Below are 13104 nucleotides of genomic sequence, written 5' to 3'. Positions count from 1 at the left end.
ATGACCTGGGCGCAGCGGCTCAGAGCTCCTTGACGGCGGCAATGCGGCGCATCAACTGCTGGGCGATGTCCGACTGCATGTCGCGGAACAGCAGGTCGGCTTCGCCTTCCTTGGCCAGCGCGTTGGTCTCGTTGAAGCTCAGGTCGCGCGTCTGCGAGACCTCGGTGGACGGCAGCAGGTCCTTGCCGGCCGGCGTACGCAGCCGAAAGCGCACGCGCAACCGCAGCTGCAGCTCGCGCACCAGGCCGGCCGAGTTGGTCGAGATGACGAGGCGGTCGCGATCCTCGCCCAGGATCTCGAGTATCACGTCGGCCGTCGACACCGGGGGCGGGCTGCCGGCCACGGCAGGCTCGACGGCCACCAGCGTCACCGAGCCCGTGGCCCGCAGCTCGCGCCGGATCTGGTTGATCATGGCCGTGTTGCCCGATATCGACAGCGTCTTGAACGCGAAGACCGGCGCCTTGCGCAGCTCGAAGCCGCAACCGGCCAGGCCGAGCGAGGCGCCCGCCACCGTCAGGCCGATGAGAAAGCCGCGGCGCGGCAGCGAGACATTGCGAGTGTTCATGCTTGAGTCGTTCGTCAGAGAACCACGTTGACCAGGCGGCCGGGAACCACGATCACGCGCTTGGGCGGCGCGCCTTCGGCGAAGGTGACGAAGTCGTCGCAGGCCAGCGCCAGCTTCTCGATCTCGTCCTTGGAGGCCCCGGCGGGCACCAGCAGCTTGCCGCGCAGCTTGCCGTTGACCTGCAGCATGAGCTCGATCTCGTCCTGCACCAGCGCGCCGGCGTCGACCGTGGGCCAGGCCGCGTCGAGCAGGCCGCCCAGGTCCTTGTCGTAGCCGAGTTCGTTCCACAGCTGCTGGGCGATGTGCGGCGTGGCCGGGTACATGCAGCGCAGCAGGATGCCGAAGCCCTCGCGCAGCGCGGCCGCGTCGCCCTTGCTGCCGTCGGGCTTGAAGCCTTCCAGCGCATTGAGCAGCTTCATGGCGCCCGACACCACGGTGTTGTATTGCATGCGCTGGTAGTCGTAGTCGACCTGGCGCAGCACGGTGTGCACCTCGCGGCGCAGCGCCTGGGCGCCCTTGCCGAAGGTCTGGCCGGCAAGGGCCACCGGGGCCGCCTCCGCCTGCGCGGCGCCGAAGTTCCATACGCGGCGCAGGAAGCGGTAGCTGCCTTCCACGGCCGCGTCGTTCCACTCGAGCGTGGCTTCGGGCGGCGCGGTGAACATGGTGTACAGGCGCGCGGTGTCGGCGCCGTACTTCTCGATCAGGTCCTGCGGGTCGACGCCGTTGCGCTCGCTCTTGCCCATCTTGCCGACGCCGCCGTACTCGACCTTCGTGCCGTCGGCGGTGGTGCCGCCGGTGATACGGCCCTGCGCGTCGAGCACGGTCGTGACCTCGGTCGGCGGGAAGTAGTCCTTGCCGCCCTTCTCGTTGCGCTTGTAGAAGATGTGGTTGAGCACCATGCCCTGCGTCAGCAGCTTGCTGAAGGGCTCGTCGGCCTTCACCAGGCCCAGGTCGCGCATCACCTTGGTCCAGAAGCGCGCGTACAGCAGGTGAAGAATGGCGTGTTCGATGCCGCCGATGTACTGGTCCATCGGCATCCAGTAGTCGGCGCCCTCGGCGACCATCGCCTGGTCGTTCTTCGGATCGCAGTAGCGCATGAAGTACCACGACGAATCGACGAAGGTGTCCATGGTGTCGGTCTCGCGCCGCGCGGCCTTGCCGCACACGGGGCAGACCACGCCGGCATGAAAGCCTTCATGCTTGTTCAGCGGGTTGCCGGAACCGTCGGGCACGCAGTCGGTGGGCAGCACCACCGGCAGGTCCTTCTCGGGGACCGGCACGGCGCCGTGCTCGTCGCAATGGATGATCGGGATCGGCGTGCCCCAGTAGCGCTGGCGGCTCACGCCCCAGTCGCGCAGGCGCCAGGTGGTCTGCAGCTCGCCCAGGCCCTTCTGGCCCAGCGCATGCGCCACGGCGGCCACGGCCTCCTTGTAGGTCATGCCGCTGAAGTTGTCGGAGTTGATGGTCACGCCGCGCTGCTTGTCGCCGTACCAGTCCTGCCACTTGTGATAGTCGAAGTGCGGTTCGTCGTCCACCAGCACCACCTGGATGATCTCGATGCCGTACTTGTTGGCAAAGGCGAAGTCGCGCTCGTCGTGCGCGGGCACGCCCATCACGGCGCCGTCGCCGTAGCCGATCAGCACATAGTTGCCGACCCACACCGGCACCTGCTCGTCGGTGATGGGGTGCGTCACCGTGAGGCCGGTGGGCACGCCCTTTTTCTCCTGCGTGGCGAGCTCGGCCTCGGTGGTGCCGCCGTTCTTGCACTCCTCGATGAAGGCCGCGACCTTGGGGTCGAGCGTGGCGGCGTGCGCGGCCAGCGGATGCTCGGGCGCCACGGCGCAGAAGGTCACGCCCATGATGGTGTCGGCACGCGTGGTGAACACGTACATGCGGCCGTCCTGGATGGCCTTGCCGCTCGCGTCCTTGATGTCGTGCGTGAAGGCGAAGCGCAGGCCTTCGCTCTTGCCGATCCAGTTTTCCTGCATCAGCTTCACGCGCTCGGGCCAGCCCGGCAGCTTGTGCTGGGTGTGCTCGAGCAACTCTTCGGCGTAGTCGCTGATCTTCAGGTAATAGCCCGGAATTTCGCGGCGCTCGACCGTGGCGCCGGTGCGCCAGCCCTTGCCGTCGATCACCTGCTCGTTGGCCAGCACGGTCTGGTCGACCGGATCCCAGTTCACGACCTGGGTCTTGCGGTAGGCAATGCCCTTCTCCAGCATCTTCAGGAACAGCCACTGGTTCCACTTGTAGTAGCTCGGGTCGCAGGTGGCGATCTCGCGGCTCCAGTCGATGGCCAGGCCCATGGCCTGCAGCTGGCCCTTCATGTAGGCGATGTTCTCGTAGGTCCACTTGGCCGGGGGCACGCCGTTCTTCAGCGCCGCGTTCTCGGCAGGCAGGCCGAAGGCGTCCCAGCCCATGGGCATCAGCACGTTGTAGCCGCTCATGCGCAGGTAGCGCGTGAGCATGTCGTTGATGGTGTAGTTGCGCACATGGCCCATGTGCAGCTTGCCGCTGGGGTACGGCAGCATCGAGCAGGCGTAGTACTTCTTGCGGCTCGCGTCTTCGGTGACGCGGTAGGCATCGGCGGCGCTCCATTGCGCCTGGGCAGCGGACTCGACGTCGCTGGGTTTGTAGCTGGGGTTCATGACGGTTCGGCAAGAGCCCGGCGCAAGGCGGCCGGGAACGGCGGATTATCGCGCCCGGGCAAAGCCCCCGGCCCGCAGACTCCGGACTTGGGGTACGTAACCTGTGTGTTGTGCGGGTAACGCCTGCCGCGCCGCGGGTTTTCGCGCCGCCCGCGCCCCTGCAACTGCGCCTGAAACACCTCGCCGTGGTCACCGGCGGCGCGCAGCGCGCAGGACGGGGCAAGGCCGTATCACTGGCCCGAATTTCGCATGCCACAATGTTTTTCGACCACAGGGACCGGCATGGGCAGCAAAAGCGACATCAGGAACAGCCACAGCGACTGGTGGCGCGGCGCGGTGATCTACCAGATCTACCCCCGAAGTTTCATGGACAGCAACGGTGACGGCATCGGCGACCTGCCCGGCATCACCTCCCGGCTCGACCACGTGGCCAGCCTCGGTGTCGACGCCATCTGGGTCTCGCCCTTCTTCCGCTCACCGATGAAGGACTTCGGCTACGACGTGTCCGACTACCGCGCGGTCGACCCGCTGTTCGGCACGCTGGCCGACTTCGACGCCATGCTCGCACGCATGCATGCGCTGGGCCTGAAGCTCATCATCGACCAGGTGCTCTCGCACACCTCCGACCAGCACGCCTGGTTCGCCGAGAGCCGCAGCAGCCGCGACAACCCCAAGGCCGACTGGTACGTGTGGGCCGACCCCAAGCCCGACGGCACGCCGCCGACCAACTGGCTGTCGGTGTTCGGCGGCTCGGCCTGGCAGTGGGACGCGCGCCGCAGGCAGTACTACCTGCACAGCTTCCTGGCCGAGCAGCCCGACCTGAACTTCCATTGCGCCGAGGTGCAGGAAGCGCTGCTCGGCGAGGTGCGCTTCTGGTGCGAGCGCGGCGTGGACGGCTTCCGCTTCGACGCCTGCAACCACCAGTTCCACGACGCGCTGCTGCGCGACAACCCGCCGGCCACGCTGGCGTCCATCGACGAGGTCAGCACGGTGCGCGCCGACAACCCCTACGCAATGCAGCAGCACCTGTACGACAAGAGCCAGGCCGAGAACCTGGCCTTCCTCGAAAACCTGCGCCGGCTGCTCGACGGCTACGGCGCGGTGGCGCTGGGCGAGGTGGGCGACGAGAACGCACCGCCCGTCATGGCGCAGTACACCGAACTCGGCAAGCGCCTGCACCTGGCCTACAGCTTCAGCCTGCTGACGGCCGAGCACAGCCCGAAGCACCTGCGCCACCAGGTCGAGGCGCTCGACCATGCGCTGGCGCCCACCGGCGGCTGGGGTTGCTGGGCGGTGTCGAACCACGACGTGCCGCGCGTGGCCACGCGCTGGAGCGGCGGCACATCGACACGGGTCTCCGCCCCGGCGGACACCCGGCGCGACCGGCTCTGGCTGACGCTGCTGCTCACGCTGCGCGGCAGCGCCAGCATCTACCAGGGCGAGGAGCTGGGCCTGCCCGAGGCCGAGGTGCCGTTCGAACTGCTGCAGGACCCGTACGGCCGCGCCTTCTGGCCCGAATTCAAGGGCCGCGACGGCTGCCGCACGCCGCTGGCCTGGACCGCCGAGGCGCCGAACGGCGGCTTCAGCACCGGCACGCCCTGGCTGCCGGTGTACGGCCCGCACCTGCCGCTGGCCGTCGAACGGCAGGCGGACGACCCCGATTCGATGCTCGCCTTCACCCGCGCCCTGCTGCACTGGCGCCATGACCAGCCCCTGCTGCGCACCGGCGACATCGCCTTCATCGACGCGCCCGAGCCCCTGCTGCATTTCGAGCGGCGCGGCGCCGGCGGGTCGCTCCACCTCGTCTTCAACTTCGCCGGCGAGCCGGTGTCGATTCCCTTGCCGATGTCCGGGTCGAAGGGCTTGTCGCCCCTTGCCGGGCAACCGCTGTCGACCACCGCCGCCGTGCAGGGCGAAGGTGAAAGGCGCATGCTGGTGCTGGCGCCGTACGGCGTCTTCATCGGCGCGCCCGCCGACGCAGGAAACCACTGACCACCATGCCCCTGAAGCCGCTGCCCGAGTCCGAAATCCATGCGCTGATGCGCGCCGAGCACGGCGACCCGTTCGCCGTGCTGGGGCCGCACGAGACGCCCGAGGGCCTCGTCGTGCGCGCCCTGCTGCCCGGCGCCCAGCGCGTGGCCGTGCTGCACGCGCGCACCGGCTGGCCGCTGGCCATCCTCACGCGGCACGACGAGTCGGACCTGTTCAGCGGCCTCGTGCCCGCGGCCGAGGCCCGCATGGGGTATTTGTTCCAGGTCGACTGGGACTCGCACACCTCGCGGCTCGAAGACCCCTACCGCTTTCCCTTCGTGCTGGGCGACACCGACGTATGGCTGCTGGCCGAGGGCACGCACCTGCGGCCCTGGGAGCGGCTGGGCGCGCACCTGCGCGAGATGGACGGCGTGAAGGGCGTGGCCTTCGCCGTTTGGGCGCCGAATGCGCGGCGCGTGTCGGTGGTCGGCAACTTCAACAACTGGGACGGCCGGCGCCATGCGATGCGGCTGCGCCGCGAGTGCGGCGTGTGGGAAATCTTCGCGCCGCACGTGACGGTGGGCGACCGCTACGAATTCGAGATTCTTTCGGCGCAGGGCGAGGTGCTGCGCAAGGCCGACCCGTTCGCCTTCTCTTCGCAGCTGCGCCCCGACACCGCCTGCGTGGTGCAGCCGCTGCCCGCGCCGGTGAAGCTGCCCGAGGGCCGCGCCGAGGCGAACGAGCGCCATGCGCCCATCAGCATCTACGAGGTGCACCTGGGTTCGTGGCGCCGCAAGAACGGCCACGAGTGGCTGGACTACCGCGAGCTGGCCGACACGCTGGTGCCCTACGTGCGCGACCTGGGCTTCACGCACATCGAGCTGCTGCCGATCAGCGAGCACCCCTTCGACGGCTCGTGGGGCTACCAGCCCATCGGCCTGTACGCGCCGACCTCGCGCTTCGGCACGCCGGGCGACTTCCGCCACCTGGTCGAGGCCGCGCACGCGGCGGGGCTGGGCGTGATCCTCGACTGGGTGCCCGCGCACTTTCCGACCGACGCGCACGGCCTGGGCAACTTCGACGGCACGCCGCTGTACGAGTACGCCGACCCGCGCGAGGGCTTCCACAACGACTGGCAGACGCTGATCTTCAACTACGCGCGCACCGAGGTGCGCAACTACCTGGTCGGCAATGCGCTGTACTGGCTGGAGCGCTACGGCGTGGACGGCCTGCGGGTGGATGCGGTGGCCTCGATGCTGTACCGCGACTACAGCCGCAAGGCCGGCGAGTGGGTACCCAACGTGCTCGGCGGGCGCGAGAACCTGGAGGCCATCGACTTCCTGCGGCGCATGAACCATGTGGTGGGGGTCGAGCGGCCCGGCGCCATCACGGTGGCCGAAGAATCGACCAGCTTCCTCGGCGTGACCCGGCCGCCGGAAGACGGGGGGCTGGGGTTTCACTACAAGTGGAACATGGGGTGGATGAACGACACGCTGGCGTATGCCGGCACCGACCCGGTCTACCGCAGGCACCATCACCAGCAGATCACCTTCGGGCTGATGTATGCGCACAGCGAGAACTTCGTGCTGCCGCTGTCGCACGACGAGGTGGTGCACGGCAAGGGCTCGATGATCGGGCGGATGCCGGGCGACGAATGGCAGAAGTTCGCCGGCCTGCGCAACCTGTATGGGTACCTGTGGGCTTATCCGGGGAAGAAGCTGCTGTTCATGGGCGGCGAGTTCGCCCAGTACGCGGAGTGGAACGCGGACCGCGGGCTGGACTGGCACCTGCTGGAGCATGCGTCGCACCAAGGCGTGCGGCGGCTGGTGCGCGACCTGAACAATGTGTACCGGCACTTTCCCGCGTTGCACGAGCTGGACAACGAGGGGGCGGGGTTCGAGTGGATCGTGCACGACGATGCGGAGCAGTCGGTGTTTGCCTTCGTGCGGCGGGCACGCGACGGGTCGTTCGTGGTTGCCGTGTGCAACTTCACGCCCGTGCCTCGGCATGGCTATCGGCTGGGGGTGCCTTGTGCGGGGGCTTACCGCGAGATCGTCAATACGGATGCTTCGGTTTATGGCGGGAGTGGAGTTGGCAACGGGGTGGTTCAGAGCGATTCTTTGCCCTGGCATGGGAAGGCGGACTCTGTTTCCGTGAGCTTGCCGCCGTTGGGGACTGTGATGTGGGTTCTGGTTTGAGGGCGTTGGGCTTGGTTTTTGTTCCGGGGCCGGGACTCGCCCCGGCGGGCGAGCTACTTTCTTTTGCTTCGCCAAAAGAAAGTAGCCAAAGAAAAGGCGACCCTGCTGGCTGCGTCCCTGCGCTTCGCTCCGGGCAACCTGCGGTGCTCACGTTTCGCGGGGTCTCGCCCAAACTCGCTTCGCTCAAACAAGGGCGAGCCCTGACCCGCGAAACGCTGCGCTCCTCGGCGCATCCAGAAGGGGTTGGGACACCGACACGCCTTCGCTGTGCTCGGCTCCCAACAGCAAACATCCAGCAGCCAACCCCAAAGAGCCAATACCAACCGCCGCTGGCGCGCAGCGCCAGCGGCGACTTGGTGGCCGAGCGAAGCAAAGGCCCGGGTGGTCTCCACCCCCTCTGGCTGCGCCGAGGAGCGGAGTGTTTCGCGGATCAGGGCTCGCAGCTGTTTGAGCGAAGCGAGTTCTGCGAGACCCCGCGAAACGCGAGCACCGCAGGTTGCCCCGTAGCGAAGCGCAGGGGTCGCAGACAGTGGGGTCGCCTTTTCTTTGGCTACTTTCTTTTGGCGAAGCAAAAGAAAGTAGCTCGCCTGCCGGGGCGAGTCCCGGCCTCGGGAAGCAAGCCCCAAAGAAAGCAAGCAGCATGCTGAGCCCCGGCAACCCATTCCCCCTCGGCGCGACAACGTCACCACAAGGCGTCAACTTCGCCCTGGCAGCCCCCTCCGCAGAATCCGTAGACCTCTGCATCTTCGACAGCACCGGAAAGAACGAGCAGCAGCGCCTGCAACTACCGTCCTGCACGGACGGCATCTGGCACGGCCACCTCCCCAGCGCCCGCCCAGGCCTGGTCTACGGCTACCGGGTCCACGGCCCATGGACACCGCATGAGGGCCAGCGCTTCAACCCCGCCAAGCTGGTGCTCGACCCGTACGCCCGCGAGATCGTCGGCAGCTACGACGGCAGCGACCTGTTCCTGGGTCACGTGCCCGCGGCCCCCGCAGAGCGGGACCCGCGCGACAACGCCGCCGTCGCCCTCAAGGCACGTGTGGCCCCGGCAGCAGCAGCAGCAGCAGAAAGCCCAGGACACGTCCGCATCCCCGCCGCAGACCGCGTCCTCTACGAACTCCACGTCAAGGGACAAACCAGGCTGCACCCCCAGGTGCCCGAAGCACTCAGAGGCACCTACGCCGGCCTCGCCGAGCCCGCCGTGCTCGACCACCTGCAGCGCCTGGGCGTCACCACGCTGAGCCTCATGCCGGTGCAGCACCGCGCCGACGAGCAGCGCCTGCAGCGCATGGGCCTGAGCAACTACTGGGGCTACACCACCATCGGCTGGTTCGCGCCCGAGGCCCGCTACTGGAGCGGCCGCCCCGGCACCACCCCCGCCGGCGAGTTCCGCGCGATGGCCGACGCCATCCACGCGCGCGGCATGGAGCTGGTGATCGACGTGGTCTACAACCACAGCGCCGAGACCGACGAGCTCGGCCCCACGCTGTCGCTGCGCGGCATCGACAACGCCCTGTACTACCACCTGCGCCCCGACGACCGCGCCCTGTACGAGAACTGGACCGGCTGCGGCAACTGCCTGAACCTGGGCGAGCCGCGCGTGCTGCAGATGGTGATGGACAGCCTGCGCTTCTGGGCCTGCGAAATGGGCGTCGACGGCTTCCGTTTCGACCTGGCACCGATCCTCGGACGCGACGCGCAGCGCGGATTCGATGCGCGCGCGCCCTTCCTTGCCGCCGTCGCGCAAGACCCGGTGCTCTCGCGCACCCTGCTCATCGCCGAGCCCTGGGACATCGGCCCCGGCGGCTACCGGCTGGGCGAGTTCCCGCCCGGCTGGCTCGAATGGAACGACCGCTACCGCGACACGCAGCGCGGCTTCTGGCTGCGGCAGGCGCACGACGACAAGGCCGGCCTGGGCGACTTCGCACACCGCGTCACCGCCTCCAGCACGCAGTTCGCCCACCACGGCCGCGCGCCGACGGCCAGCGTCAACTTCGTCACCGCGCACGACGGCTTCACGCTGCGCGACCTCGTGAGCTACAACGAGCGCCACAACCAGGCCAACGGCGAAGACAACCGCGACGGCCACGGCCACAACCTGAGCGACAACTGCGGCGTCGAAGGCCCGAGCGACGACCCCGGCGTGCAAGCCCGACGCGTCCGGCTGCAGCGCGCGCTGCTCGCCACGCTGATGCTGTCGCAGGGCACGCCCATGCTGCTGGCCGGCGACGAACTCGGCCACAGCCAGCAGGGCAACAACAACGCCTACTGCCAGGACAACGAGACCACCTGGCTCGCGTGGCAGAGCGCGTCGGCACCCGACGGCGGCGCGGCGCAGCTCAGCGCCTTCGTCGCCCGGCTCGCCGCCCTGCGCCGCGAGGCCCCCGCCTTGCGCAGCAACCGCTGGTGGCCCACCGAGCCCCCGCAAGGCATGCCGCCGGGCCTCCGCTGGCTGCGGCCCGACGGCGCGCCGATGACACCCGGCGACTGGCAGACGGGCACGGCCCTTGCACTCCTGTTTCCGAATGCAGCAACCCCGACGAACCCCGACGAAAGCGACTGGCTGGTGATGGTGAATGCGGGCCCGCAGGACGTCGCCTTCCGCATGCCCCCCGGTGCGTGGCGCCTGTGCCTGGCGAGCGATCCCGCGCTCGACCCGGGCCATGCGGCCGCACCCCTCGGCGACACGGCAACGGTCCCCTTCTCAGGCATCTGCATTGCAAGAACGTAGGAGCCAGATGCATGTCGCAGTGCTAGTCTCGATGCAGAAACTCTGACGACGAATTCCAACGAACAAACGAACGAACGGAGACACAGGATGGACAAGTTCACACCCCCCCAGCCGCAGCACGAGCTGCAGGCCCATCAACTGGTTCGTCGCACCATCGCCCTGGTGCTGGCCGGCGGGCGCGGCTCCCGCCTCAAGCAGCTGACCGACCGGCGCGCCAAGCCGGCGGTGTACTTTGGCGGCAAGTTCCGCATCATCGATTTCGCGCTGTCGAACTGCCTGAACTCCGGCATCCGGCGCATGGCGGTGGTCACGCAGTACAAGTCGCACTCGCTCATGCGCCACCTGCAGCGCGGCTGGAGCTTCCTGCGCGCCGAGCTCAACGAAATGGTCGACGTGCTGCCCGCGCAGCAGCGCGTGGGCGACGAGCACTGGTACCGCGGCACGGCCGACGCGGTGTTCCAGAACCTGGACATCATCCAGACCCGCTCCACCAAGCACGACTACGTGGTGGTGCTGGCCGGCGACCACATCTACAAGATGGACTACTCCCTCATGGTGAAGGACCATGCCGAGCGCGGCCTGGGCTGCACGGTCGGCTGCATCGAAGTGCCGCGCATGGAGGCCACGGCCTTCGGCGTGATGGCGGTGGACGACGACCGCCAGATCACCGAGTTCCTCGAAAAGCCGGCCGACCCGCCCGCCATGCCGGGCAACCCCGACCTGGCGCTGGCCAGCATGGGCATCTACGTGTTCGACTCCGCCTACCTCTACCAGTTGCTGGAGGAAGACAGCGTCAACCCCGACTCGAGCCACGACTTCGGCAAGGACATCATTCCGCGCGCCGTGGCGCAGGGCCGCGCGCTGGCGCACCCGTTCGGCATGTCGTGCGTCACGCGGGCCTCGCGCGGGCCGGGTGCCAAGACCTACTGGCGCGACGTGGGCACGATTGATGCATTCTGGGCAGCCAACCTCGACCTGGCCGCCATCACCCCGGAGCTGGACATCTATGACACGGACTGGCCCATCTGGACCTACCAGCGGCAGCTGCCTCCGGCCAAGTTCGTGCTCGACCGCCACGGCCAGCACGGCATGACGGTGAACACCATCGTGTCGGGCGGCTGCATCGTCTCGGGCTCCAAGGTGAGCAGCTCGGTGCTGTTCTCGGGCGTGCGCATCCACTCCTTCTGCGAGATCAACGAGGCGGTGCTGCTGCCCGATGTCGAAGTGGGCCGGGGCGCCCGGCTCAGCAAGGTGGTGATCGACCGCGGCTGCGTGATCCCCGACGACATGGTGATCGGCGAGGACGCCGTGGCCGATGCCGCGCGCTTCGAGCGCACCGAGACCGGCGTGGTGCTGGTCACGCGCGAGATGCTCAAGCGGCTGGGCACCGACTGACCGCCGGTCCACCGACGCCCACTGCACCCCACGCCCACGCTTTTTTCACGATGCGAATCCTCCAGGTCAGCGCCGAACTGTTCCCTCTCCTCAAGACCGGCGGCCTGGCGGACATCGCCGGGGCGCTGCCGCTCGCGCTCAGGGCCGAAGGCGAGGACGCGCGCGTGCTGCTGCCGGGGTTTCCGGCCATCGTGGCGGGCGTGCGCGACCTGGCGCTGGTGGCCGAATTCAACGCGCCCTGGGGCGAACGCTTCGCGCTGCGCTTCGGGCACATCGCCACCGACGGCGCGCCGGCCCTTCCGGCCTACGTGATCGACGCGCCGGCGCTCTACGACCGGCCCGGCAACCCCTACGAAGACGCGTCGCGCCAACCCTACGGCGACAACCACCGCCGCTTCGCGCTGCTCGGCTGGGCCGCGGCCCAATTGGCGCAGGGACTCGACCCGCTGTGGCAGCCCGAGGTGGTGCACGCGCACGACTGGCATGCGGCGCTCGCGCCGGCCTATCTGCACTTCGCGCGGCAGGCCGGCGGCCCCCGCGTGGGCAGCGTGTTCACCGTGCACAACCTGGCCTACCAGGGCATCTTCGCGCCGTGGAACTTCGCCGACCTGGGCCTGCCCGCCACGGCGTTCCAGATGAACGGGCTCGAGTACCACGGCCAGGTGTCGTTTATGAAGGCCGGCCTGAGCTACGCCGACCGGCTCACCACGGTGAGCCCGACCTACGCGCAGGAAATCCAGACGCCCGAGCAGGGCTGCGGCCTGGACGGCCTGCTGCGCCAGCGCAGCGGCGTGCTCGGCGGCATCCTGAACGCGGTCGACGACAAGGTCTGGAACCCGGCGAGCGACGCCGCGCTGGTGCAGGGCTTCCACACGCCCGAAGGCCGCCACATGGCGGGCAAGGCGCGATGCAAGTCGGTGCTGCAACATCAACTGGGGCTGGCCGACCGGCCGGATGCGCCGCTTTTCATTCTCGTGAGCCGGCTCACCGAGCAGAAGGGCCTGCACCTGGTGCTGGGCGGGCTCGACGCGTTGCTCGCGCAGGGCGGCCAGCTCGCATTGCTGGGTGCCGGCGAGGCCTGGCTCGAGGAAGCCTTCCGCCAGCGTGCAGCCGCGGCGCCGCAGTCGGTCAGCGTGACCATCGGCTACGACGAGGCGCTGGCGCACCAGCTCTTCGGTGCCGGCGACGTGACGCTGGTGCCCTCGCTGTTCGAGCCCTGCGGCCTCACGCAGATGTACGGGCTGAAGTACGGCAGCCTGCCGCTGGTGCGCCGTGTCGGCGGGCTGGCCGACACGGTGGTCGACAGCTCGCTCGAAGACATGGCCAGCGGCGAGGCCACCGGCTTCGTGTTCGACCGCTTCGAGGTGGCCGACTACGAACGCGCCGTGCGGCGCGCCTTCGCCCTTTACCAACGCGCGCCCGACTGGCGCCGCGTGCGCGGCCATGCCATGCGGCGGCCTGCCGACTGGGCGAGCGCGGCCGCGCAGTACATCGGCGTTTACCGGCAGAGTGTGGAATGACCCCCGGTCTTCGCGCACTTCGTGTCGCTGCGCCAACCCCCTTGCGGGGGGCAACACCTGCGGCCCGGCAAAGCCG

7 protein-coding genes are annotated in these 13104 nt (G+C 68.8%); 5 read left to right on the top strand and 2 right to left on the bottom strand.

The features are described 5' to 3' along the window. Window positions 1-19: 19 nt before the first annotated feature. Both AC1DJH_RS16750 and leuS read right to left on the bottom strand, forming a co-directional pair. Window positions 20-565, bottom strand: a complete 546-nt coding sequence (locus tag AC1DJH_RS16750; protein WP_478186431.1) for an LPS-assembly lipoprotein LptE — start codon at window positions 563-565, stop codon at window positions 20-22. A gap of 14 nt (window positions 566-579) precedes the next feature. Next, window positions 580-3210, bottom strand: coding sequence for a leucine--tRNA ligase (gene leuS / locus AC1DJH_RS16745; protein ID WP_478186430.1), 2631 nt, complete (start codon window positions 3208-3210; stop codon window positions 580-582). Between the two features lie 282 nt (window positions 3211-3492). On the opposite strand from leuS, the gene AC1DJH_RS16740 reads away from it, so the two are divergent. From AC1DJH_RS16740 to glgA, 5 genes are all read left to right on the top strand, one after another. After that, the gene (locus AC1DJH_RS16740) at window positions 3493-5202 is read left to right on the top strand and encodes an alpha-glucosidase (protein ID WP_478186429.1); all 1710 of its coding nucleotides are present in this window, start codon (window positions 3493-3495) and stop codon (window positions 5200-5202) included. Between the two features lie 5 nt (window positions 5203-5207). Beyond that, window positions 5208-7379 carry a 1,4-alpha-glucan branching protein GlgB gene (gene glgB / locus AC1DJH_RS16735; protein WP_478186428.1) on the top strand — a complete coding sequence of 724 codons (2172 nt, stop codon included), beginning with the start codon at window positions 5208-5210 and terminating at the stop codon, window positions 7377-7379. A gap of 640 nt (window positions 7380-8019) precedes the next feature. Beyond that, window positions 8020-10113: a glycogen debranching protein GlgX gene (gene glgX / locus AC1DJH_RS16730; protein WP_478186427.1), complete on the top strand. Its 2094-nt coding sequence runs from the start codon at window positions 8020-8022 to the stop codon at window positions 10111-10113. Between the two features lie 87 nt (window positions 10114-10200). Further along, window positions 10201-11508: a glucose-1-phosphate adenylyltransferase gene (gene glgC / locus AC1DJH_RS16725; protein ID WP_478186426.1), complete on the top strand. Its 1308-nt coding sequence runs from the start codon at window positions 10201-10203 to the stop codon at window positions 11506-11508. Between the two features lie 50 nt (window positions 11509-11558). Next, window positions 11559-13028 carry a glycogen synthase GlgA gene (gene glgA, locus AC1DJH_RS16720; RefSeq protein WP_478186425.1) on the top strand — a complete coding sequence of 490 codons (1470 nt, stop codon included), beginning with the start codon at window positions 11559-11561 and terminating at the stop codon, window positions 13026-13028. Window positions 13029-13104: the final 76 nt, after the last annotated feature.

It is taken from the genome of Variovorax sp. 10N412, from assembly GCF_056394985.1.
This window is presented reverse-complemented; position numbering and strand designations above follow the sequence as displayed.